The following is a 21,710-nucleotide window of genomic DNA, read 5'->3' as shown; positions in this document are numbered from 1 at the left end:
AGTCATTTCCTGCTAAAGTCAACACAACCCGCGTGGCCGACGGCCCGCTCTTTGCGGCCCGCTCCGACCGAGGACAACGCCTTTGTCCGTCACCGGCGAACCCCGGGTATGCGAATCGAGTACGACCGGAACACCTGTATCGGGATGTTCCAGTGTGTCGCGGAGTGGGACGGGTTCGAACGCGACGAGGACGCCGGGAAGGCCGTCCTCGTCGACGGCGAGGAGACCGACGAGGGCGTCGTCGTCCGCGAGGTGCCCGACGACGCCGAGTTCGACGCGAAGTTCGCCGCGCGGGCCTGTCCGGTCGAGGCCATCGCGGTCTACGACGACGACGGCGAGCAGCTGATCCCGTAGAGTCGAAACGCATTGGTCGCTCTCGCACCCACTACGAGTCGATGGTCCGTCGCTCGCTCGGCTCGCTTCTGAGCCGACTCGTCCGTGTCGTCCCGGCGCTGCTTGCCCGCGCCGGGCTCGTCGACCGCCGGAAGGCCACGGAGGCGACGGACCTGGCCGCGCCGGTGATGGTCACCGGCGGGCTGCGGATCCTCCTTCGGGTCGCGGACTTCCTGATGGTCGGTATCGCGCTGGGCGATGCCGCCATCGCCGGGCTGGAACTTGGCTTTCAGTACTACTTCGTCGGCTTCGGGCTCTCACTTGCGGTCTCTTCGGGGACGATCAGCGTGGTCTCCCGGCTCCAGGGGGCCGACCGGCCCGCCCGGGCGAACCTGGCGGTCAAGCAGTCGCTGTGGCTGGCGCTGCTCCTCTCGCTGCCCCTGACCGTCGTCTCGTGGCTCTACCCCGAAGCCCTCGTGGGCGTGCTCTCGTCGGACCCGACGACCGTCGACTACGGTGCGACTTACCTCTCTATCGTGATGCTGTCGATGGCGCCGCGGTTCTGGAGTATGGTCGCCTCGCGGGCGCTGGCCGGCAGCGCCGACACCCGCACGCCCATGTACGTCCGCCTGCTCACGCTGCCGACGAACGTCGCGCTCAACGCGGCGCTCATCTTCGGCCCGGGGCCGTTCCCGGAACTCGGCATCGCCGGCGCGGCCTGGGGGACGGCACTCGCCAACACGCTCGCAGCGGCTATCTTCGTGGGCCTTCTCGTCTCGGGGCGCTACGCGGTCCAGCTGTCCCTCCGCGGGCCACACGTCGACCTCTCCTTGCTCCGGGAGATAATCCGGGTGGCGCTGCCGCTGACGGGGATGCGCCTGCTCCAGACGTTCGCGCGCTTTCCCTTCCTGTTCATCCTCGGCGTGCTCGGGACGCCGACGCTCGCCGCTTACGCCATCGGCCGGCGCGTCATGCTGCTTGCGCTCATGCCCGCTTGGGGGTACTCGACGGCCGCCTCGACGCTCGTCGGCCAGCATCTTGGCGACGGCGACGAGGCGTCGGCGTCGGCCTACGGCTGGCAGACACTGCGGGTCGCACTCGCCGTCCAGCTCGCCGTCGCCGTCGTCCTCGTCGTCTTCGCCCGCCCCATCGTCTCGCTCTTTGGCACCGAGTACCCCGGCCTCGCCGCCCAGTTCATCCGCGTCTTCGGCCTGCTCGTCGCCGGCTTCTCCGTCTCCCGGACGATGCGCGGGAGCCTGCGCGGGGCCGGTGACACCCGCTGGCCGCTCTACGGAACTATCCTTGGCAGCTACTGCTTTCGCCTCCCCGTCGCGATGCTTGCCTTGCCCGCCTCGTTCGTCGTTACCGTGCCACTCGCCGGCGTCGCCGTTTCGCCCGGCATGGGCCTTGGACTCCCCGCTATCTTCGCCGCGCTCGTGGGCGATTACTACCTCAAGGCCGCGGTGAACACGGGCCGGTTCTGGACCGGGAAGTGGCGGGACGTTGCACGGAAGTCGACAGTCGGTGCGGGTGACGACTAGAACGGTCGTCGGCTCACCGCCAACCCGCTGCCGGCCCGGAAGCGTAAACAGGCGAGAGGACGTGGACCGATTATGGCCGACGCCCCGTGGGTGGCGCTGGGGTCGTTCGCGTCGGGGGCCGGGTCGCTGTACCTGCTGGCCCAGCTCCGCGAGCACTGGGCGAAACCGGGAGCGAAGTGGTTCGTCGCAACCATCGGCATCATCACCGTCTGGTCGACCGTCTACGGCGTGGCGCTGCTTGTGTCGAACCCGGCGGTTCGGCTGGCACTGGAGGCGATAACGTGGGGGTGTCTGCTGTGGCTTGGCTACGTCTTCGTCGGGTTCGCGCTGGGGTACACCGGGCGGCGGGCGACCCTGGAGAGTGTGACGTTCCGAGGGCTTTCCGTCGTCCCCGCGGCGGTGACGGTGCTTGCGCTTTCGAACGGCACACACTCGCTGCTGTGGACCGACGCCGTCGTGACGAGGACCGCCGCGGGGACGGTCGTCGGCTACACCATCGCGCCGCTTGGCTATCTCGCGATATTCGCGGCGATGCTCTTTGTCACGTTCGGGACGATGCTCGTCTTCGACACCGTCCTCAGCTACGGGCCGCTGTACCGCCGGGAAGCCATCGCGGTCGGACTGAGCCCGGTTCCGCCGGGGCTGGCCGTCCTGGCGTGGGCGCTCAACATCGGGCCGGCGGTGAACCTGACGACGCTTGCCTTCCTGCCCCACATCGCGCTCGACACCTACGCCTTCGTCCGCAGCGACATGTTCGAGTTCCACCCCGCGACCCGCCGGGCGGGCGAGCGGGCGGCCATCGACGACATCGCGACGCCGGTGGCCATCGTCGACGTGGCGGGCCGCATCGTCAACCTCAACCCCGCCGCGGAGGCGATGCTCGGCGTCGGGAAGCGGGCGGCGCTGACTGACGGGCTGGACGACCGCATCGACGGCGACCGGTTCGTCCCCGGCGAGGACGACGACCGCTTTGGCGTCACAAACAGCGGCCGCCGCCGCGAGTACAAGCTCGGCCAGACAGAGCTGACCGACGGCGGCGGGACCCGGCTTGGCTACACCGCTGTCTTTCAGGACATCACCGACGAGATACGCCGGGAGCGCCGTCTGGAGGTGCTCAACCGCTTTCTCAGACACAACGTCCGCAACGAGAGCGTCGTCATCCAGGCCCGCGCGGAGCTGCTCGCAGAGACGCTCGACGGGGACGAGGCCGACCACGCGGTCACCATCGGACAGGCCGTCGACCGGCTCGTCGCCTCGGGCGATAAGGCCCGCACGCTCTCGGAGGCGGGCACCGACGACGCGGACCTCGAACCCGTCGACCTTGGAGCGCTGGTCGCCGACACCGTCGACGCGGTGTCGGCCGACTCCGGGGGGTCGGTGGCGGTCGACATCCCCGACGGCCTGACGGTGCGGAGCCAGCCGGTCCTGCTCGGCGTCGTCGTCGAGAACCTCGTCGAGAACGCCCTCCAGCACGTCCCCGACGCCCGCGTGACGGTGCGGGCAGCCGCCGAGGGGGACGAGGTGGCGCTGTCGGTCAGCGACGACGGCCCCGGCATCCCCGACCACGAACTGGGGGTGCTCGACCGCGGGGAGGAGACGCCGCTGTCCCACGGCAGCGGGATGGGGCTCTGGCTCGTCAGCTGGGCGACGACGACGCTCGGCGCCGACCTCAGTTTCGATACGGGCGAGGGGACCACGGTGACCGTTCGGCTGCCGGTCGCGACGGAGCGGGCCGCTGGTGCTCGCGTCGAGTGACGCGACGGGCGTACGCAGCCACCCGCTGCTGGCGGCCCTTCGAACGACTTAACGGGCGTCGCGGGCACGCTCAGGTATGCGCGTAAGCGAAGGGCAAGTGACGGTCACGGTCCCCGAACAGCCCGAGGCGGGGAAGGGCGCGGACGTGTTCTTCAACCCCGTCCAGGAGCTGAACCGCGACCTGACCGTGGCGACGCTGCGGGCCTACCGGGAGCGGACGCCCCGTGTCGAGTCGTATCTCGACGCCACGGCGGCAAGCGGCATCCGCGGGGTGCGGGCGGCGGCCGACGGCTGGGAGACGAGCCTCTGTGATATCGACGACGACGCGGTGGCGCTCTGCCGGGAGAACCTCGACAGCAACGACCTCGACGGGACGGTCCACCACGAGAACGCGAACGTCCGCATGCACAGCGAGGCGTTCGACGTGGTCGACCTGGACCCCTTCGGGACGCCGATTCCCTTCGCCGATGCGGCCATCCAGGGTACCAAACACCTGCTCTGTGTCACCGCGACCGACACCGCGCCGCTGTGTGGCGCCCACTTCGAGAGCGGCGTCCGCAGCTACGGCGCGGTCCCCCGGAACACGGAGTTCCACGCCGAGATGGGGCTGCGGGTCCTGCTGTCGGCGATGGTCCGGACCGCCGCCCGCTACGACATCGCCGCCCGCCCCGTCCTCTCGCACGCGACGAGTCACTACGTCCGGACCTACCTGGAGTTCGACCACGGCGCGAAGGTCGCAAACGACTGTATCGACGAGCTCGGACACGTCTACTACTGCCAGCGCTGTCTCTGGCGCGAGGCGGAACGGGGGCTCATCGCGGACGCCCCCGACGCCTGCCCTCACTGCGGCGAGCACGTCCAGACCGCCGGCCCCATCTGGCTGGCCCGGAGCTGCGAGCCCGAGTTCGTCCGGGCGGTCGCCGAGCACGTCACCGAGGAGATGGGTACCGCCGAGAAGGCCCGCGAGTTGTGTGACACACTCGCGAGCGAACTCGACACGCCGACCCACTACGACCAGCACCGCCTGTGCAAACGCTGGGGCCGGGGCGCCGAGGCGATGGAGACGTTCATCGAGAAGCTCCGCGCGGCGGGTTTTTCGGCCTCCCGAACCCACTACGGCGGGACCACGTTCAAGACCGACGCCGACGTGGCCGAGATACGCGAGGCGACGGCGGAGTAACTGACGTAGCCGAGACGCGACCGTCAGCGCTCGGCCGACTTGCTGGTGCGCTTCTGGACCGCCTCGACGAGCGAGTAGCCAAGCAGATACACCGGCCGGAGGAAGTAGTTCAGCATCCCCGCCAGTCCGACGACGCCGCCCAGGGCCCGGAGTTCCTCGGCCGAGGCGGCCGGTTCCAGCAGGACGGGAAGCGCCGCAAGCGCCGGGGCAAGCCACAGCGTCGACAGCAGGCTGTCGACATCGATACCCAGCACGCGGCCCCCGTCGGCGTCGGGCCGCGTGTAGTACAGCCCGGCCGACAGCGCAAGCAGGAGGCCAAGCAGCGGGACCGAGGCCGGAACCCCGGCGGCGCCCAGCGCGAGCAGTATCCCGGCGGCGACGAGACACAGCACCGTCACCTGCATCGTCCCCGTCCGTATCGCCCTCTCCATGCGCGAACGTCGGGACGGCGGGACATAAGCGCTGTGTGGGACGACGCGCCGCACACGCCGCGGAGCTATCGCCGCCGTCGGGAATCACTGTACACTCGACCGCCCAGCTCGGTCGATGGCTAAACTGTTTCGATTGTTACGATATATGTGCCGGCCGGCCGAGATGTACCTGTGAACCGGAACCGCACCGTCTCCGTCGGCCGGGACCTCGTGAGTGCCGTCCGGACCCAGCAGGTCTCCTTTCTCGCCGCCAGCATCGCCTACTACATGTTCGTCTCGCTGTTGCCGCTGCTGTTGCTCGGACTCGCCGTCGCCACCTTTCTCGGCGGGGACGCCTTCGCGGACCAGGTCATCGCGGCCGTCGGCGAGGCGCTGACGCCACAGGCGGCCCGGCTGCTCGGGGCGGCACTCACGAGCGCGAGCGGTCGGGGCGGGGCGACTCTGCTCAGCCTCGTCGTGATGGTCTGGGGGGCGCTGAAGGTGTTCCGGGGCGTCGATACGGCCTTCTCGCGCATCTACGGCACCCACGATGTCGGGGGGTTTCTCGACAGCGTCGTCGACGCGGTCGCTGCGCTTGGCGGCATCGCGCTCGCGCTCGCGGGCTTTGCCGTCGTCGGCTGGCTCGGCACCGTCTTCGGTGTCACCGTCGCACTGGGCGGGCTGGTGCTTGTCCCCATCCTCGTCGTCGCCTTCCTCCCGCTGTACTACCTGTTTCCCGACACGGAGACGACGGTCCGGGGGGTGCTCCCCGGCACGGTGTTTGCGGCCGTCGGCTGGACGGTCCTGGCGACGGCCTTCGGCCTCTATGCCTCCGTCGCCGGGGGGTTCCAGCTCTACGGCGTCATCGGCGGCGTCCTCCTGCTCGTGACGTGGTTTTACTTCGCCGGGCAACTCCTGTTGCTGGGCGCCGTGCTCAACGCCGTGTTGAGCGGCGGGTCGGACCGGCAGTTACAACAGGTGTCCCTTCGACTGTCCGACAAAGCGATGAGTGAGGATGCCGACAGCGAGACGCCCCCGCCCGCGGAGACCGGGGGCGTCGACGACCTGACCGACGAGGAACTCGAACAGCTACGCGAGGAGTTCGAGGCGTTCCGCGACGACGTAGAAGAGCGGACGCTCCACCGCGACGACGTCGAGAGCGACCTCAAACAGTACGTCCGCCGGCGGATGCGCCGGGGCCACGCCCGTGGCTGGGGCCCCTATCTCGTCTTGCTGTACGGGACTATCATGACCCTTGGCGCGTTCCACTATCTCAGGGGCGTCTGGGCGGTGCTGGCGATGCTGGTGGTGTGGCTGTCGACGCTCGGGCTCTACGTCGTCATGGTCGTCGTCGGTCTCGGCCTCCGGGTCACCGGCCTACCGGGCATCGCGCTCGATAAGGTACGCGACTGGCGCGGATGAGCCGCGGCGTCGGCGTCACGGAACTGCTCACGGAACTGCCGACCGCGGTCCTCGTCTGTTTTGCCGTCCTCACCCAGCTCGGGGACTTCTGGTTCGTCGCGACGGCGAGCCTGCTCGCCTACTGGCTGGGCTCGACCACACCGTGGCTCGGCCGTGGGCTCACCCGCGAGCGGGGCGCGGTGCTCGTCGGGCTGGTGGCCGCCGCCGCCGCCGTCTCCCTCGGGCTGAAGGCCGTCTTCGCGTTCCCGCGGCCGTCGAACGCCGCGGTGGTGTCGGCGACCGCCGGCCTCCCGTGGCCCGTCGCGCCGTTCTACGAGTCGGTCGTCTCCGGCCGCGGCTACGGCTTCCCGAGCGGCCACGCGACCTCGGCGGTGCTGTCCTGGGGCGGGTTCGCGTGGGCGTTGCGGGTGGGTCGTCGCCGACAGCGCTACGCCGTCGCGGCCGCGGCCGTCGCAGTCATCTCGCTCTCGCGGCTCGTCCTCGGGGTCCACTATCTCGTCGACGTAGTCGCCGGCGCGGCCATCGCCGCCGCGGTGCTCTGGCTGGCCCTCACTCGCCTGCGGACGCCGGCGCGCCTGTTTGCGTTCGTGACGGTCGTGGGCGCCATCGGCGTCGTCGCGGGCGGTCTCACCCGGGACACCGCGGGGGCCGTCGGGCTCGGCGTCGGCGGGCTCGCGGCGTGGTCGGTGCTGGGGTCGGTTCCCGAACCCACCCGCCGGGGCGGTGTGGCCACGGCGATACTGGGCGCTCTCTGGCTGGCCGCCGTCGCCGCCGCCGTGCTGGTGGGACCGCCGGACCCAGTGGTGGGGCTGCTCACGGCTGTCGGGACGGCCGGGGCGCTTTCGCTGCCGCTGGTCGGCGAGCGCGTCGCAAAAAAGGCGTGAGGTTGGCGCGTTAGAACTTCTCGAGGTACTGGTCGAGTTCCCACTGGGAAACGTCGACGAGGTACTCCTTGTGCTCCTGTCGCTTGGCCTCGACGAAGTTCTCGAAGACGTGCTCACCCAGCGCCGAACTGATGACTTCGTCGTTTTCGAGTTCGTCGACGGCCTCGCCGAGGTTCTCCGGCAGCGTGGTGATGCCGTACTCGTCGCGTTTCTCCTCGTCGAACTCGTAGATGTTCTCGCGGACCGGGTCGTCGCATTCGAGGTCGCGCTCGATGCCGTCCAGCCCGGCGTGGATGAGCGCCGCGAAGGCGAGATACGGGTTACAGGACGGGTCGGGGAAGCGGGCCTCGATACGCGAGGCGGCCGGGGTGCGGGCGGCCGGCTTGCGGATGAGCGCCGAGCGGTTCCGGTCGGACCAGGCGACGTAGACGGGCGCCTCGTAGCCGGGGACCAGGCGCTTGTAGGAGTTGACCGTCGGGTTCGTGACCGCGGCGATGGCGGGCGCGTGGTCGAGGATACCCGCGATGAAGCTCTGTGCGGTCTCCGAGAGGTTGAACTGCCCGTCGTCGTCGTGGAACGCGTTCTCGCCGTCCTGGAACAGCGAGATGTGCGTGTGCATGCCCGAGCCGTTGATGCGCGGGATGGGCTTTGGCATGAACGTCGCGTGCAGGTCGTGTTCGGCCGCGATGGCGCGGACGACGGAGCGGAAGGTGGCGACGTTGTCGGCCGTGGTCAGGGCGTCGTCGTAGGTGAAGTTGATCTCGTGTTGGCCCTGGGCGACCTCGTGGTGGGAGGCCTCGATGTCGAAGCCCATGTCTTCGAGACCGTAGATGATGTCACGGCGCACGTCGGAGGCGAGGTCCTTCGGCGCGAGGTCGAAGTAGCCACCGGCGTCGTTCGTCTTCGTCGTGGCGCGGCCCTCTTCGTCCTCCTCGAACAGGAAGAACTCCGGCTCGGGGGCGGCGTTGACGTCATAGCCCATCTCCTCGGCGCGCTCGATAGCGTCTTTCAGGACCCCACGCGGGTCGCCCTCGAAGGGCTCGCCGGTGGAGGTGTCGATGACGTCACAGATGAGTCGAGCGCTGGAGCCGCCCTCGACGTCCTCTCGCCACGGGAGCACGGAGAACGTCGACGGGTCCGGGTCCAGGCGCATGTCGGACTCCTGAATGCGCACGAAGCCGTTGATGGAGGAGCCGTCGAAGTAGATACCCTCCGTGAATGCTTTCTCGGCCTGGTCGGCCGTGATCGAGACGTTCTTGATCGTGCCGAGGATGTCTGTGAACTGAAGGCGCAGGAAGTCGACGTTCTTCTCTTCGATCTCGTCGAGTACCTCTTCAGCCTCAGCGGAAAGTTCGCTTGTCATGCTTGGACACCGGGAAGGAACACTGCTAATACTAAAACCCTGCCGTTATGCGCAAGGATTTCGGCCTGCTCGGCCGCATTTGGACATTCGTAAAATTCTAATCCCCCGCTACCGTGAGTGGATGTAATGACGTATGAAAATCTCGACCGCAAGCTAGTGAATGCACTGTTGGGTGACGGCCGTGCCAGCCTCCGAAGCCTCGGTGAGGACCTCGACGTGTCGGTGACGACCGTCTCGAACCACCTCTCGGACCTGGAAGACGAGGGCATCATCAACGGCTACACCCCGAAAGTCGACTACGACGCACTGGGCTATGACGTCACGGCCATCATCCAGCTCAAGGTCGAGGGGTCCTCGCTGCCCGACGTGACCGAGAGCCTCAAAGAGCACAAGCAGATGATATCGGTGTACGAGGTCACCGGCGACTACGACATCATCGCCGTCGGCAAGTTCGCCGACACCGACGGGATGAACGCCCAGATAAAGGAACTGCTCACAGACCCCGAGATCAACGAGTCCAACACCTCCGTGGTGTTGAACACCGCAAGCGAACACGAGCAGTTCGAACTCGACATGCGGTAGGCGACCCGCGGGGCGGGGGAGTCCCGGGGTGTATCCGTGCCACAGAGCGGCCGCGCCGTCCGTGACCGGGTCCCGGGGAGCGTCGCACTCGGGACGAACCAACGGGTTCTTGACTGACCAGTCAGTTAGTGGTAGTAATGAGCGACGGTGACGCTGCCGAAGAGATAATGCGTGCGACCTATCGCGCGCTCTGTTCGCACGGCTACGCGGACCTGACGATGCAGGACATCGCCGACGAGTCCTCAAAGAGCAAGGCCGCGCTCCACTACCACTACGACAGCAAACACGACCTGCTGTGTGCGTTTCTCGATGACCTCTACGACCGGTTCGTCGAACTCGCCGACGACGCCGGGGGCGAGGACCCCCACGAAGCGCTGCTGGCGCTCGTCGAGACGGTGCTGGAAAACCCCGACGACGACCGCGAGGAGTTCGAGACGGCCCTGCTCGAAATCCGCGCCCAGGCGCCCTACGAGGACGGGTTCCGCGACCGGCTGACGCGCTTTGACGACTACCTAATCGCCGAGCTGACCGGGATTCTGGAGGCCGGCGTCGCGGACGGAACGTTCCGCCGCGATATCGACCCGGCCGACACCGCGGGGTTCATCGTGACGGTGCTGACCGGCACGTCGACCCAGCGGGTCACCACCGGCCGTCCGGTCGAGTGTAGCCAGCGGATGCTCACCGACTACGTCGAGACGAACCTCCTCGCCGAACCGGAGGGGCTGTCGGCATGACCGCCCGCGAGCACGTTAACGCCCTGATGGAACGTCTCGACGGGCTGTTCAAAGGCCAGGAGGAACTGGAACTGACCAGCGGCCCCATCGGGAAACCGCTGTTGTATCTCTCTTTCCCCATCGTCATCACGAACCTCCTGCAGGTCGCCTACAACCTCGCCGACACCTTCTGGCTCGGGCAGTACAGCACGACTGCGCTGGCGGCCATCTCGTTTGCGTTCCCGATGATATTCCTGCTCATCTCGCTTGGAATGGGCCTGTCGGTCGCGGGCAGCGTTCTCGTCGCCCAGCACACCGGCGCCGAAGAGCCCGAAGCGGCCGAGTACGCCGCCTCACAGACGCTGGTCTTTGCGGTCGCCGGCTCGCTCGTGCTGGGCGGGGTCGGCTACTTCTTCGTCGAGGACTTCCTGCGGCTACTGGGGGCCTCTCAGGAGGTGTTGCCGGGTGCGACGGGCTACCTGCAGGTGGTCTCGCTGGGGCTGACGACGATGTTTGGCTTCTTCGTGTTCATCTCGCTGATGCGAGGGGCCGGCGACACCATCACGCCGATGCTGGTCATGCTGGGGACCGTCGTGTTGAACATCGTCATCGACCCGTTCCTCATCTTCGGCTGGGGCCCGTTCCCCGAGCTGGGCGTGGTCGGGGCCGCCGTCGCGACCATCTTCTCGCGGGGGCTGGCCTTCGCCGTCGGCATCGCCATCATGCTCCGGGGGGACCGCGGTATCCAGGTCAACCCCCGGGATATGGTACCCGACTTCACGTACCTGAAGAAGCTACTCGCCATCGGTATCCCCGCCTCCGTCGAGGGGACCGGCCGGGCGCTGTCGGTCAACGCGATGCTGTTTATCGTCGGGACGTTCTCGGTCACCGTCGTCGCGGCCTTCGGCGTCGGCATCCGCGTGTTCTCGCTCGTGTTCATGCCCGCCATCGCGATGGACCGCGGCGTCGAGACGATGACCGGCCAGAACCTCGGGGCCGACCACCCCGACCGGGCGGGGCGGGCCAACCACTTCGCGGCGAAGGTTTCGTTCGTCCTGCTCTCCGTTCTGGGCGTCGCCACTATCTTCGCGGCCCCGACGGTCGTCAGCGTGTTCAGCGACGACCCCGAGGTGGTCCGCATCGGCGCCGAGTTCCTCCAGTGGGTCGCCCCAACCTTCGGCTTTATCGGCATCGTCCGGGCCTATTCGGGCGGTTTCCGCGGCGCCGGGAAGACACTCACCGCGGCGGCGCTCGCGGTGACGATGCTGGGCGTCGTCCGCCTGCCGGTCGCGTGGGTCATGTCCCGCTCCGTCGCCGTGCCGGCCTGGGTCGCCGACCCGCTCTTTGCGGTCTCGGCGACGGTCGGGACGGCCGTCGTCGACGCCTTCGCGTTCTCGATGGCAGAGCAGGGCATCTGGCTCGCCTTTGGCGTCTCGAACGTCGTCGCCGCCGCGCTCGCCTTTGCGTGGTTCACGCGTGGCACCTGGCGCGACGCCGACCCCCGGGCGGACCCCGACGCGACCGTGGCGGACGACTAGACGAGCCAGCCCGCCTCCAGCGCCGCGACGAGGCCGGTCACCGTGACGACGCTCACGACCGTCGTGACGAAGACGGTCGCGCTGGTGAACTCGCCGGGCGCCAGCCCGTCGCCGATATCGCTGAACGCGCCGACGAGGATGATGGTCGTCACGCCGGTCGGCGTCGCCAGCAGGAGGACGACCGCGCGGGCCACGGTCGCGTCGCCGACGCCGACCAGCAACACTGCCCCACTCGCGACCAGCGGCGCGAGCAGCAGGCGCAGGGCGCCCGCCGTCCCCACGGGTCGAAGCGTCCCTTCGAGGTCGACGCCGGCGAGTTGAATCCCGAGGATGAGAAGCATCACCGGAATCGAGGCGTTGCCAGCAAGCTCCAGAGTCTGCATCAGCGTTGACTCGACCGGCGGCACGACGCCGGCATAGCGGGCCGCCAGCGCGACGACGACGGCGTACACCAGCGGCACGCCGAACACCCGCCGCATGTCCGTGAGGGGGTCGCTCTCGCCGCCTCTGGCCGCGATGTAGATGCCGACGGTGTACATCAGGACGGCCTCGATGGCGGTGACAAGCACCGCCACGCTGCGTCCGGTGGGGCCGAAGGCGAAATCCGCAAGCGGGATGCCGTAGTTGCCCGTGTTGGGGAAGATGGTGACGAGGACGAACGCCCCCAGCATCGGCTCGCGCTGGCCGGTTAGCCGGCCGACGGCCTCCCCGACGGCGAGCATCACGGCGGTAAACAGGCCGACGGCCCCCACGACGGCGAGGATGGTCCCGCCGCCCAGTTCGGAGGTCGCCAGGCTGTGGATGACCAGCGCCGGCGCGAGCACGTAGACCGTGACGGTGTTCAGGGCGTCGGCCTCCACGTCTTTGAACCGGCCCAGCGCGTAGCCGACGGCCGCGACGGCGACGATTGGGAGGACGGCCGTCGCGAAAATGCCAAGCAGCGACACTGGTGGCTGCTCACGCGGCGAGGGCCAGAACAGTTTCGACTCGGAGACGGGCGGGCGTAGACGCCTAGTACGCTTATACTCCAGACAGACCAAGGACAAATATGACAGTCGAAGATCTCGACGCGTTCGGCATGCACCGGATGGACGATGACGACATCGAGGGGACCCTCTCGAGCCAGAGCGTCGGCGTGCTTGGCGTCCCCACCGACGCCGCACCGATGCTCCGGCCCCTGAGTTACTGGTACGACGGCGAGGACGCCCTGTACTTCATCTACGTGCTGGGCTCGGAAAGTGAAAAGCAGGCGGTGACCGACCAGGCCGGTGTGGCCCAGTTTCTCGTCTACAGCGTGGAGACGACGTTCAACTGGCGCAGCGTGCTCCTGACCGGGACGATCGAAGCGGTCTCCGGGGCGGAGCGGACGGCCCTCGAAGAGGAGATGGAGGTCGGCTGGCGGCCCGACCTGTTCGAGCGGGCGGCCGAGTCGAAGACGACCGCTATCTACCGGTTCGATATCGACGAGCGGGCCGGTATCAAACAGCTCGAACTGCCGCCCGAACTCAGGGAGCCGGAGTCGTCGGGACAGATGGAGTGAGCGGCCCGGTCCCGTCGCGTCCGTCCCACGTAGTGACAACTACCGCGACCGCTGACGGTCACCCCTGCAGGACGAGCACGACGCCGGCGACGAGCACCGCGACCGCCGCGCCAAGCCGCAGGGTCACCTGTTCGTCTTCCGGGGTCAGGAGCGCCGACCCGAGCAGGACGAGCAGCGGGCTCGCGCCCAGCACCGGGGCGACAAGCGAGACGGGTGCGCGGGCCAGCGCGGCCAGATACGCTCCCAGATACGCCGTGTTCGCGACGCCGGCGGCGAGTGTCCACCCGGTCGGCCGAGCCGGGCGATATCCCTGACCGCGGAGCCGTCGCCAGAGGAGGTAGCCGCCGAAACCGCCGGCGGCCGTCAGCACGCGGACCGTCACGCCGACCAGCGCCGGCGTCCCCTCGGCGAAGCCGACCTTCGTGAACACGGGGTCGATGCCGAGCAACAGCGCGGCCGCCAGGGGGAAGGCGAGGTCGACCCACACCCTCTGTCCCGAGGCCGTCGTGTCGCTGGCGCGGGCGTCGCCCGACACCGCGGCGGCCCCCGCCACGATGAGCCCGACGCCGACGACGAGTACCGGAGTCAGCGGCTCACCGAGTACCAGGACGGCCGACCCGACGGCCACCAGCGGAAACGTCGACTTCAGCGGCTCCGCCCGACTCGCGCCGAGGCGGTGGATGCCGACGAACAGCGCGGCCCGGGCCAGCAGCGACCCCAACAGCCCGGCGACGGCGAAGGCCGCGAGCGCCGTCGGCGTGAGGCCGAACGCCGGGTAGTAACGGACTGCCGTCGCCGGCACGAGGACGGCGAGGTTGACGAGGAACACGGCGGCGACGAGGTCCGTGATGGAGCGCGTCTTGGCCCCCTGCCGAACGGCGATGCTCTGGCCGGCGAGCCCGACCGCCGCGAGTGCCGCGAGGCCGACGCCGGGTGGGTCGACAGCCATCCAACTGGTTCGGTAGAGGGCGGTGTCACGCTTGAAACTGCTGGATGACTCACGTCAGGCTGCCACTGTCGACCCGGACACCTCGCCGTCCGGGCGACGTAGACGACCAGCCCTCAAACCGATTTTACTAGCGACCGACTGGAGTGTTCAACCGACGACTCCCAGACTGACCAGGGAAGGAACTATGTAAATGGCGGTAAAATAACACGACACCATGGATACGGCTGCATCGGACTCAGAAACGGGACTTGGCTTTTCCGTTCGCCGCTTAGCGCTTGCGCTGTTCGTCCTGTTGGCCTTTAGGGGCGCTATGGGCGGTATACGGGAGTTTGTTGTTCACGGAAACTGGCTGGCTGGCATCGTCGGTGCCATAGTCATCACTGCGATATCCTACCGGCTTTTCAATCTATACGTCGGTTCGCAAAGTGAGGCGTAACGCCCTGTACTGACCGGCGACTGGGAGTCAAATACCGCTCTCTGCCGGCGGATAAGACCAATGCTGTACGGCTGAACCAACAGCTGTTAGTCCGGTGTCGAACCGCAAAGAGAGAAATCGGTTGGCGAGCGGTGCGGGCTGCAGACGGTGGCAAGTGGTGGGCGTTCGCGGCCAGAGGCCGCGATTCGAGGGTTCTTCGAACCCTCGCTTACATCATGCCGCCCATGCCGCCGCCCATGCCGCCCATGCCGCCGCCGGGCATGCCGCCTGCGCCGCCGGGGCCGCCAGGCCCTTCGTCCTCGTCATCGTCGCCCTGGCCACCCTTGAGGTCGCCCGCGGCGATGACATCGTCGATGCGCAGGATCATCACGGCCGCCTCGGTGGCGGACTCGATGGCCTGGGTCTTGACGCGGAGCGGCTCGACGACGCCGTCTTCCTCCATGTCGACCACGTCGCCGGTGTAGGCGTCGAGGCCGAAGGTCTGGTTGCCGGCGTCGTGCTTGCTGCGGAGGTCGACCAGCGAGTCGATGGGGTCGTGGCCCGCGTTCTCGGCCAGCGTGCGCGGGATGACGTCGATGGCGTCGGCGAAGGCCTCGACGGCGAGTTGCTCGCGGCCGCCGACGGAGTCGGCGTGGTCACGCAGACCGAGCGCGAGCTGGGTCTCGGGGGCACCGCCGCCGGGGAGGACCTTGCCGTCCTCCAGCGTGGCGGCGACCACACCAAGGGAATCCTCGATGGCGCGCTCGACCTCGTCGACGACGTGTTCGGTGCCGCCGCGGAGGATCATCGTGACCGCGCGGGCGTCCTCGACGTCCTCGACGAAGATGCGCTCGTCGCCGGCGATGTCCTTCTGGGCGACCGAGCCCGCGAAGCCGAGGTCGTCGGCCTCGATGTCGTTGATGTTCGAGACGATGCGGGCGCCCGTCGAGCGCGAGAGCGCTTCGATGTCGGACTTCTTGGCGCGTCGGACGGCCAGAATACCCTCCTGTGCGAGGTAGTGCTGGGCCATGTCGTCGATGCCCTTCTGGCAGATGACGACGTCGGCGCCGGTCGCGGCGATCTGGTCGACGTACTCCTTGAGCTGTTTCTCTTCCTGGTCGAGGAACTCCTGGAGCTGGTCGGGGTCCGTGACCGAGACCTCGGTGTCGAGTTCGGTCTCGGGGACCTCGATGGCCGTGTCCAGCAGCGCGATATCGGCGTCCTCGACGGCAAAGGGCATGTTGTCGTGGACGCGCTCCTTGTCGATGATGACGCCCTCGACGAGCTCGGACTCGTCGGTGGCGCCGCCGACGACCGTCTCGATCTGGATGTTGTCGGTGTCGACGGTGCCGTCGTCGTCGGCGACGGCCTGGGCCGCACGGACGACGAGCTCGCCGAGCAGGTCCTTCGAGGACTCGGCGCCCTTGCCGGTCATCGCGGTGCCGGCGACCTTCTCTAAGGTCTCGGTGTCGTCGGCGTCGACGTCGATGGCGTTCTCTTCGAGGATCTCCTTGGCCTTCTCGGCGGCCTGGCGGTACCCCTGGGCCAGGATGGTGGCGTGGATGTCCTGGTCGAGCAGCTCCTCGGCCTTCGACAGCAGTTCACCCGCGATGACGACCGCCGTCGTCGTGCCGTCCCCGACCTCGTCCTCCTGGGTCTGGGCGACCTCGACGATCATGTTGGCGGCCGGATGCTCGATGTCCATCTCGTCGAGGATGGTGACGCCGTCGTTCGTGACGACGACGGACCCGGAGTTGTCGACGAGCATCTTGTCCATACCCTTCGGACCGAGCGTGGTCCGAACGGCCTCGGCGACGGCCGTGCCGGCCGTGATGTTCATCGACTGGGCGTCCTTTCCGGATGTCCGCTGGGACTCCTCGGAAAGTACGATCATGGGCTGGTTGCCCATCTGCTGTTGAGCCATAGTCACACGTTGATTGAAAGTGATTCTATATAAGTGTTTTGGTGGCGGACGGACAACCCCGGCACTGCGGCCCCGCTATGTGGTGTGAGAGGGATTGTCTCACCCTGTTTATATAGTCCTCTGTGCCGTCTGTCGACCCGATATCGGGGGTATCACCGCGAGAGCGCTCAGTACCCCATCCCGAAACGCCGGTGGCGAAGCTCCGGGGTCACCTGGATGCGGTCGATGTCCTGGCCGGTCCGGTACCAGACGAAGGCGGCGCGAGTAAAGAGTTCGCGACACTCGATGCGGACCTCGCGGGGGTTGCCCTCGGTCCGCTCGTGGATGTCCTCGATGGCCTCGCGGGTAAAGAGGTCCGGCGCCTGTCCGGTGTAGGGCTCGTCCCGGAAGTAGGCCAGCGAGCGGGCGACGTACTCCGCGATGTCGTCGGGCGAGAAGGGGTCGATGTTCTCGTAGTAGCGCAACCGCGAATCCAGCGTGCCCCGAATTTCGGCGACGCGGCGCTTGCCTTCGGGGGTGCCGGTCAGGAACAGCCGGACGCCGGCGTCGCCGGCCACCTGCAGCGGCGAGAGCAGGTCGGCGGTCAGCACTTCTATCTCGTCGACGACAAGCAGCAAGGTCTTGCCGTCTTCCCGCACGCGCCCGACGATTTCGTGGACCGCCTGTTTGGCCTCCGCCGTCGCCCACGGGATGCCGTTTCGTACCTGCGAGTAGTGGCCCGCGTGTATCGAGTAGCCCGCCGCGTAGGCCGCCTCCAGGACGGTCTGGTACAGCGACCGGGCCGTCGTCTCGCGGGGGTTGTCCAGATGCGTGACGACGAAGTCGTCGTGTTTCGAGAGGTCCCGCAGGACGATCTCCCTGAAGGCGGACTTTCCCGTCCCGTAGGGACTCACGAGGCCGATATGCTGGTCCTGTAGCAGCCACGAGGTGACCTGGTTCAGCATCTCCGTGTCGTGGCGGACATAGAGCGGTTCGGGCATGTGGTCGAGCCCTGCCTCCTCGGTGAACGGGAGGTCGGTCACGTCCTCGGGGTCGCCGCCCAGCCCCTCGCCGAAGGCAAGCAGCCGGCTCTCGACTTCCTCTAGCTGGTCGAGCAGGATTCCCTCGTCCGTCGTGACCGAGCGGTCTTGCTCCTCGCCGCGGAGCGTTTCCAGCCGGTCCATCACCTCGGTGACGGTCTGGCCGCTCTCCGTCTCGGTGGTCCCGCCCTGGCCGTCGGTGTCCTTTACCACAGCTGTCTGGCAATATTGTTGGCCGCTCGCAGGGTTATATGTTACGCCCGGGCCGCGAAAAAACGCCGGCGAGACCCTGTGCTATCAGTTCGACGGCACCGACCGCGGCCAGCCCGTCGCTTACCCGGTGAACTGGTGGTACTCGATTTCGTTGCGTTTCATCTCGTTGTGTTTGCGTTCGAGGAACGAGTACACCGAGCCGTGTGGCGCCCCGTCCAGCAGCATCTCGGCGGCCTCACGCACTGCGTCGACCTGTTCCGGGCCGCCGATGATACCCAGCGTCGAGCCGTAGATGACGACCGCGGCGCCGGTCAGCTCCTGCATCAGCTCGCGGGTCCGACCGCCCTCGCCGATGAGCCGCCCCTTCTGGCGCCGGAGGTCGTTCTTGTTCCGGGCGGCCGCGTCGATGTCGATCATCTCGAACATCATCATGTCGTCGTCCAGCAGCGCCAGCGCGTCCTCGGGCTTGAACCCGCGGCCGATGGCCTTCACGATATCGGGCCCTTTCAGCGCCGTCACGGGGTCGCCGACGGACTCTATCTTGACTGTCCCGTCCTCCGAGTCGATATCCAGCCGCACCTCCGCCCGCTCCTCTATCTCCCGCATCGTCGCACCGCCCTCGCCGATCAACACACCGATTCGGTCCTGCGGAATCTTCACGTGTTTCATAAGTATGCCTACGGGTAGGGGGTTCTGCCTGTTTAAGACTTCGGCGCTAGCTGTGTCTGTACGGGCGCCACTCTTCGGCGAGTCGCCTGTGAGCCGGGGTTTCGACCGAGGTGTAACCCAAGCAGCGCCAGCCCCCGCTTTCCCGGAGCCGACGCTGTTTTGTCGGGGCTATCCGTAGCCAGCGTGTGACCGCCGTCGAGGAGTGGGTAGACCGGCTAGCCGACGCCGGGGAGCTGACCCCCGAGGCAGTGACGGCTATCGCCGACGTCCACGGCGAGCGGGGGCGCCGGGCCATCGAGGCCGTCGGCGAGAGCCGGGTAAAGCGGTACCGGGATTTCACGGTCGTCGTCGGCCACGAGGACGAGTACATCGTCGAGGACGGCCAGTGTGACTGTGCCGACGCCGAGTACAACCTCGACCGCGAGGACCCCGAGCAGCTGTGCTGGCACGCCATCGCCGTCCGTATCGCCGACGCCATCGACGCCGTCGACCACCACGACATGTGGTACTCGGACGTTCGGGACTTCCTATAGTACCTTTTTCCCGGTCGGGTTTCCTCGCTCACTGCGTTCGCTGCGGGAACCCTCCCGGCAAAAATCTACGCTAAAAAGGCCGGAATCTCACTGCGTTCGATTCCGGTGAAACCGCTCGCCAACGGCGAGCGGTATGCTCACAGCGACAGCCTGCCCTTCCCCGTCGGCGCTCGGCTGCGACAGCCGTCGCAGCCCTCGCGCCCGGCCGCTACGGCCGCAGACCACTTCCAAAACCTTCTCACGTAACCGGCTCCCCGACGCCGTAGGTAACTGTCCCCTCGAAGGCAAACCGCGCGATGGCGCGGTCGCCGAGATTGAGCGAGCGCAGCGACGCCGACCGGTCGTGGGTCCCGACCAGCACCTCGAAGTCCCTCGACAGCGGCCGGACGCCGAAGCGACCGTCCACGTCGACGGTGAACCCTTCGAGCCGCCCGTCTCGGACAGCGTAGCTGGTCGTTTCGAGAGACGCGGGCCAGCTCCGCGGGCGGACGATATCGACCGTCAGGACGTGGTCGCCGTCCTCGACGACGCTGGTCGTCCGGCGGCCGCCCTCGTCGTGGTGGCTGATGCGCGCGACGGTCTTGGGGAGCCCCCACACCTCGTCACCGAGCGCGCGGGCGGGCTCCGTGGTCACGGGCAGTGAGTGGACGTAGCCGCCGTAGTCGCCGGTCGCAAGCGGGACCAGCGGTCGGGCCTTCTCACGGGGTGTCGCCGCCAACACCACCGCGAGTTCGTCGTATGGGGACATCGCGTCGTCGCCGATGCGGTGGTACTCGACGGCCATGACGGCGACCACGCCCCGCTCTGTAGTCACGCGAAGGGGGGCCAGCCCGTCGGGGAGCAGGCCGGCGACGGCGTCGCTGTCGGCGGGCAGTACGAGTCCCGTCACCGTCGCCGCCGTCTCCAGCGGGACCGTCACCGCCTGACCCGTCGAGAGCGTGACGCGGTCGTCGGTCACCGGAACCACCCCTCCAGCCGCGCGGTCACGCGGCCGAACCAGCGCGGTATCGGGTCGACGACCCGCTGGGGGAGCCACTCGGTCCACCGGACGAACTTCGCGAACCGACCCACCGGATAGCGAGCCCGGGGGTCCTCGTCCGTCGCCGCGTCGAGGACCGCCGCCGCGACGGTCTCGGGCGCCGCGGCCAGCGGGCCGCCGTCGAGGGTCCACCCCTCTTCCAGCGACTCGTACACCGCGTCGTAGTCGGGCGTCCGGTCGTCGGGGAGTCCCGAGCGCGCGCTGTCGGCGAAGGCCGTCTCGACCCACGCCGGCTCGACCAGCGCCACGTGGACCGGCGTCTCCGCGAGTTCCATCCGAAGCGCGTCGGTCATCGACGACAGCGCGGCCTTCCCGCCGCTGTAGGCGCCCAGTCCCGGACAGGCCCGCCGCGCGAGGACGCTGGAGACGTTGACGATGCGACCGCCGCTGTGGCGCAGCTCCGGCAGGACGGCCCTCGCGAGCCGGTGTGGGCCGTGGACGAGCACGTCGAAGACGTCCCGGCCCGCCTCGACACCGACGTCCTCCAGTGGTCCGGACGCGGCGTAGCCGGCGTTGTTGACCAGACAGTCCAGCCGCCCCGTCTCGGCCAGTACCCCGTCGACGACGGCCTGGCACTGCTCGTCGCTGGTCACGTCGAGCGCCCGCGTCCGACAGCGCTCGCTCACCCGGTCCGGCAGCGGCGTCTCCACGTCGGTCGCGTAGACGGTCCACCCGTCGTCGGCGAAGGCAAGCGCCGTCGCCGAACCGATGCCGGAGCCGGCACCGGTCACCAGCACGACGCGTGACTGCTCGGCTGTCATACTCGGACTGACTCCCGGCCGGCACAAGAATCCATCTCAGTCGCCTGCGGCGCGGTACAGTTCTTCCCTATCGCTGGTCGAGACAGTAATCGACGTAGTTGCGGAGAATCTGGAGTCCGGTCTCGCCCGACCACCTTTTTCGTCGTCGGGTATCCTCGCGCCTTCGGCGCTGTGGATACCCTCCTCGAAAAACGTGGATGAAAAAGGCCGGAATCGACGCGATGCGTCGATTCCGGGGAAACCGCGCCTGCGGCGCGGTACAGTTCTTCCCTACCGCTGGTCGAGACAGTAGTCGACGTAGTTGCGGAGAATCTGGAGCCCGGTCTCGCCCGACTTCTCGGGGTGGAACTGGGTCCCGAACACGTTGCCGTCCTCGTTGGCGACGATGGAGGCGAAATCGGTCCCGTAGTCGGTGGTGGCCACGACCGCCGCCTCGTCGTCGGGGACGGCGTAGTAGGAGTGGACGAAGTAGGCGTACTCCCCGTCGACCCCCTCGACGAGCGGGTGGTCGCGCTGCACGTCGAGTTCGTTCCAGCCCATGTGTGGGACCGTCTGGTCGCGACTGAAGCGGACGTTCTTTCCGGGAACGAGGTCGAGGCCCTCGGCGTCGCCCTGGCCCTCGTGGTCGGCCTCCTCGCTCGTGGTCAGCAGCATCTGCATCCCGAGACAGATACCGAACAGGGGCGTCCCCGCCTCGGCTTCGGCTTCCAGTGCCTCGCGGAAGGGGCCGGCGTTGTCCATCCCCTCGGAGAAGGCCCCGACGCCGGGCAGGACGATGCCGTCGGCGCTGCCGAAGTCGGCCGGGTCCGCCGAGAGGGTCACCTCGGCGCCGGCCCGTTCCAGCCCGCGGGTCACGCTCCGGAGGTTCCCGAGCCCGTAATCGACGACGACCACCTCGGCGGTGGTCTGTCTGGCGTTCATGCGCGT

General features: G+C 68.0%; 22 protein-coding genes. 12 read left to right on the top strand and 10 right to left on the bottom strand.

Annotated elements, in window-relative coordinates:
• Positions 1–108 precede the first annotated feature (108 nt).
• From VJ162_RS17315 to VJ162_RS17300, 4 genes are all read left to right on the top strand, one after another.
• Positions 109–354: a ferredoxin gene (locus VJ162_RS17315; RefSeq protein WP_324666029.1), complete on the top strand. Its 246-nt coding sequence runs from the start codon at positions 109–111 to the stop codon at positions 352–354.
• 41 nt (positions 355–395) lie between these two features.
• Positions 396–1,874 carry an MATE family efflux transporter gene (locus VJ162_RS17310; RefSeq protein WP_324666027.1) on the top strand — a complete coding sequence of 493 codons (1,479 nt, stop codon included), beginning with the start codon at positions 396–398 and terminating at the stop codon, positions 1,872–1,874.
• 72 nt (positions 1,875–1,946) lie between these two features.
• The gene (locus tag VJ162_RS17305) at positions 1,947–3,629 is read left to right on the top strand and encodes a sensor histidine kinase (protein WP_324666026.1); all 1,683 of its coding nucleotides are present in this window, start codon (positions 1,947–1,949) and stop codon (positions 3,627–3,629) included.
• A 76-nt stretch (positions 3,630–3,705) separates the two neighbouring features.
• Positions 3,706–4,809, top strand: coding sequence for a tRNA (guanine(26)-N(2))-dimethyltransferase (locus tag VJ162_RS17300; protein ID WP_324666025.1), 1,104 nt, complete (start codon positions 3,706–3,708; stop codon positions 4,807–4,809).
• Between the two features lie 23 nt (positions 4,810–4,832).
• Here VJ162_RS17300 and VJ162_RS17295 read toward each other — a convergent pair whose 3' ends face one another.
• Positions 4,833–5,240, bottom strand: coding sequence for a hypothetical protein (locus VJ162_RS17295; protein WP_324666024.1), 408 nt, complete (start codon positions 5,238–5,240; stop codon positions 4,833–4,835).
• 171 nt (positions 5,241–5,411) lie between these two features.
• On the opposite strand from VJ162_RS17295, the gene VJ162_RS17290 reads away from it, so the two are divergent.
• Positions 5,412–6,641, top strand: coding sequence for a YihY/virulence factor BrkB family protein (locus VJ162_RS17290; RefSeq protein WP_324666022.1), 1,230 nt, complete (start codon positions 5,412–5,414; stop codon positions 6,639–6,641).
• Positions 6,638–7,525: a phosphatase PAP2 family protein gene (locus VJ162_RS17285; protein ID WP_324666021.1), complete on the top strand. Its 888-nt coding sequence runs from the start codon at positions 6,638–6,640 to the stop codon at positions 7,523–7,525. The genes VJ162_RS17290 and VJ162_RS17285 overlap by 4 nt, the downstream gene beginning before the upstream one ends.
• 10 nt (positions 7,526–7,535) lie before the next feature.
• Here the strand turns inward: VJ162_RS17285 and glnA are convergent, their stop codons facing one another.
• Positions 7,536–8,888, bottom strand: a complete 1,353-nt coding sequence (gene glnA, locus VJ162_RS17280; protein ID WP_324666020.1) for a type I glutamate--ammonia ligase — start codon at positions 8,886–8,888, stop codon at positions 7,536–7,538.
• A gap of 126 nt (positions 8,889–9,014) precedes the next feature.
• On the opposite strand from glnA, the gene lrp reads away from it, so the two are divergent.
• The 3 genes from lrp (at position 9,015) to VJ162_RS17265 (ending at position 11,721) form a co-directional block, all read left to right on the top strand.
• A complete protein-coding gene (gene lrp, locus VJ162_RS17275; protein ID WP_324666019.1) occupies positions 9,015–9,470 on the top strand; it encodes an HTH-type transcriptional regulator Lrp in 456 nt (151 codons plus the stop codon).
• Positions 9,471–9,607: 137 nt separating this feature from the next.
• Positions 9,608–10,204, top strand: a complete 597-nt coding sequence (locus VJ162_RS17270) for a TetR/AcrR family transcriptional regulator (protein WP_324666018.1) — start codon at positions 9,608–9,610, stop codon at positions 10,202–10,204.
• Positions 10,201–11,721: an MATE family efflux transporter gene (locus VJ162_RS17265; protein WP_324666017.1), complete on the top strand. Its 1,521-nt coding sequence runs from the start codon at positions 10,201–10,203 to the stop codon at positions 11,719–11,721. The genes VJ162_RS17270 and VJ162_RS17265 overlap by 4 nt, the downstream gene beginning before the upstream one ends.
• Here VJ162_RS17265 and VJ162_RS17260 read toward each other — a convergent pair.
• A complete protein-coding gene (locus tag VJ162_RS17260; RefSeq protein WP_324666016.1) occupies positions 11,718–12,668 on the bottom strand; it encodes an AEC family transporter in 951 nt (316 codons plus the stop codon). The genes VJ162_RS17265 and VJ162_RS17260 overlap by 4 nt on opposite strands.
• A gap of 101 nt (positions 12,669–12,769) precedes the next feature.
• On the opposite strand from VJ162_RS17260, the gene VJ162_RS17255 reads away from it, so the two are divergent.
• The gene (locus VJ162_RS17255; RefSeq protein ID WP_324666015.1) at positions 12,770–13,261 is read left to right on the top strand and encodes a pyridoxamine 5'-phosphate oxidase family protein; all 492 of its coding nucleotides are present in this window, start codon (positions 12,770–12,772) and stop codon (positions 13,259–13,261) included.
• 58 nt (positions 13,262–13,319) lie between these two features.
• On the opposite strand, the gene VJ162_RS17250 is transcribed toward VJ162_RS17255, so the two are convergent.
• On the bottom strand, positions 13,320–14,210 hold the full coding sequence (locus tag VJ162_RS17250; protein WP_324666014.1) for a DMT family transporter: 891 nt from the start codon (positions 14,208–14,210) through the stop codon (positions 13,320–13,322).
• A 214-nt stretch (positions 14,211–14,424) separates the two neighbouring features.
• Here VJ162_RS17250 and VJ162_RS17245 point away from each other — a divergent pair, with 214 nt between their 5' ends.
• Positions 14,425–14,646 carry a hypothetical protein gene (locus VJ162_RS17245; protein ID WP_324666012.1) on the top strand — a complete coding sequence of 74 codons (222 nt, stop codon included), beginning with the start codon at positions 14,425–14,427 and terminating at the stop codon, positions 14,644–14,646.
• Positions 14,647–14,854: 208 nt separating this feature from the next.
• On the opposite strand, the gene thsA is transcribed toward VJ162_RS17245, so the two are convergent.
• From thsA to VJ162_RS17230, 3 genes are all read right to left on the bottom strand, one after another.
• Positions 14,855–16,534: a thermosome subunit alpha gene (thsA, locus tag VJ162_RS17240; RefSeq protein ID WP_324666034.1), complete on the bottom strand. Its 1,680-nt coding sequence runs from the start codon at positions 16,532–16,534 to the stop codon at positions 14,855–14,857.
• 182 nt (positions 16,535–16,716) lie between these two features.
• On the bottom strand, positions 16,717–17,712 hold the full coding sequence (locus VJ162_RS17235; RefSeq protein WP_324666033.1) for an ATP-binding protein: 996 nt from the start codon (positions 17,710–17,712) through the stop codon (positions 16,717–16,719).
• A 189-nt stretch (positions 17,713–17,901) separates the two neighbouring features.
• Entirely contained in the window at positions 17,902–18,450 is a 549-nt protein-coding gene (locus tag VJ162_RS17230; protein WP_324666010.1) for a KH domain-containing protein, read from the bottom strand.
• A gap of 185 nt (positions 18,451–18,635) precedes the next feature.
• On the opposite strand from VJ162_RS17230, the gene VJ162_RS17225 reads away from it, so the two are divergent.
• Positions 18,636–18,983, top strand: coding sequence for a hypothetical protein (locus VJ162_RS17225; protein ID WP_324666008.1), 348 nt, complete (start codon positions 18,636–18,638; stop codon positions 18,981–18,983).
• 238 nt (positions 18,984–19,221) lie between these two features.
• On the opposite strand, the gene VJ162_RS17220 is transcribed toward VJ162_RS17225, so the two are convergent.
• The 3 genes from VJ162_RS17220 to hisH form a co-directional block, all read right to left on the bottom strand.
• On the bottom strand, positions 19,222–19,941 hold the full coding sequence (locus VJ162_RS17220) for an acetoacetate decarboxylase family protein (RefSeq protein WP_324666007.1): 720 nt from the start codon (positions 19,939–19,941) through the stop codon (positions 19,222–19,224).
• The gene (locus VJ162_RS17215; RefSeq protein ID WP_324666005.1) at positions 19,938–20,783 is read right to left on the bottom strand and encodes an SDR family oxidoreductase; all 846 of its coding nucleotides are present in this window, start codon (positions 20,781–20,783) and stop codon (positions 19,938–19,940) included. Before VJ162_RS17215 ends, VJ162_RS17220 begins: the two co-directional genes overlap by 4 nt.
• Before the next feature lie 270 nt (positions 20,784–21,053).
• Positions 21,054–21,704, bottom strand: coding sequence for an imidazole glycerol phosphate synthase subunit HisH (gene hisH, locus VJ162_RS17210; RefSeq protein ID WP_324666003.1), 651 nt, complete (start codon positions 21,702–21,704; stop codon positions 21,054–21,056).
• Between the last annotated feature and the right edge of the window lie 6 nt (positions 21,705–21,710).

This window comes from Haloarcula sediminis, from assembly GCF_035656455.1.
In the GTDB taxonomy this organism is placed as follows: Archaea; Halobacteriota; Halobacteria; order Halobacteriales; family Haloarculaceae; genus Haloarcula; species Haloarcula sediminis.
The sequence above is the reverse complement of the archived record's forward strand: the minus strand, read 5'-3'. Positions and strand labels throughout refer to the sequence as shown.

Excerpts from the sequence above, each read along its gene's own strand:
- VJ162_RS17315 (WP_324666029.1), top strand. The coding sequence starts at position 109 with ATGCGAATCGAGTACGACCGGAACACCTGTATCGGGATGTTCCAGTGT.
- VJ162_RS17310 (WP_324666027.1), top strand. The coding sequence starts at position 396 with ATGGTCCGTCGCTCGCTCGGCTCGCTTCTGAGCCGACTCGTCCGTGTC.
- VJ162_RS17305 (WP_324666026.1), top strand. The coding sequence starts at position 1,947 with ATGGCCGACGCCCCGTGGGTGGCGCTGGGGTCGTTCGCGTCGGGGGCC.
- VJ162_RS17300 (WP_324666025.1), top strand. The coding sequence starts at position 3,706 with ATGCGCGTAAGCGAAGGGCAAGTGACGGTCACGGTCCCCGAACAGCCC.
- VJ162_RS17295 (WP_324666024.1), bottom strand. The coding sequence starts at position 5,240 with ATGGAGAGGGCGATACGGACGGGGACGATGCAGGTGACGGTGCTGTGT.
- VJ162_RS17285 (WP_324666021.1), top strand. The coding sequence starts at position 6,638 with ATGAGCCGCGGCGTCGGCGTCACGGAACTGCTCACGGAACTGCCGACC.
- glnA (WP_324666020.1), bottom strand. The coding sequence starts at position 8,888 with ATGACAAGCGAACTTTCCGCTGAGGCTGAAGAGGTACTCGACGAGATC.
- lrp (WP_324666019.1), top strand. The coding sequence starts at position 9,015 with ATGACGTATGAAAATCTCGACCGCAAGCTAGTGAATGCACTGTTGGGT.
- VJ162_RS17270 (WP_324666018.1), top strand. The coding sequence starts at position 9,608 with ATGAGCGACGGTGACGCTGCCGAAGAGATAATGCGTGCGACCTATCGC.
- VJ162_RS17265 (WP_324666017.1), top strand. The coding sequence starts at position 10,201 with ATGACCGCCCGCGAGCACGTTAACGCCCTGATGGAACGTCTCGACGGG.
- VJ162_RS17255 (WP_324666015.1), top strand. The coding sequence starts at position 12,770 with ATGACAGTCGAAGATCTCGACGCGTTCGGCATGCACCGGATGGACGAT.
- VJ162_RS17250 (WP_324666014.1), bottom strand. The coding sequence starts at position 14,210 with ATGGCTGTCGACCCACCCGGCGTCGGCCTCGCGGCACTCGCGGCGGTC.
- VJ162_RS17245 (WP_324666012.1), top strand. The coding sequence starts at position 14,425 with ATGGATACGGCTGCATCGGACTCAGAAACGGGACTTGGCTTTTCCGTT.
- thsA (WP_324666034.1), bottom strand. The coding sequence starts at position 16,534 with ATGGGCAACCAGCCCATGATCGTACTTTCCGAGGAGTCCCAGCGGACA.
- VJ162_RS17235 (WP_324666033.1), bottom strand. The coding sequence starts at position 17,712 with ATGGACCGGCTGGAAACGCTCCGCGGCGAGGAGCAAGACCGCTCGGTC.
- VJ162_RS17230 (WP_324666010.1), bottom strand. The coding sequence starts at position 18,450 with ATGAAACACGTGAAGATTCCGCAGGACCGAATCGGTGTGTTGATCGGC.
- VJ162_RS17215 (WP_324666005.1), bottom strand. The coding sequence starts at position 20,783 with ATGACAGCCGAGCAGTCACGCGTCGTGCTGGTGACCGGTGCCGGCTCC.
- hisH (WP_324666003.1), bottom strand. The coding sequence starts at position 21,704 with ATGAACGCCAGACAGACCACCGCCGAGGTGGTCGTCGTCGATTACGGG.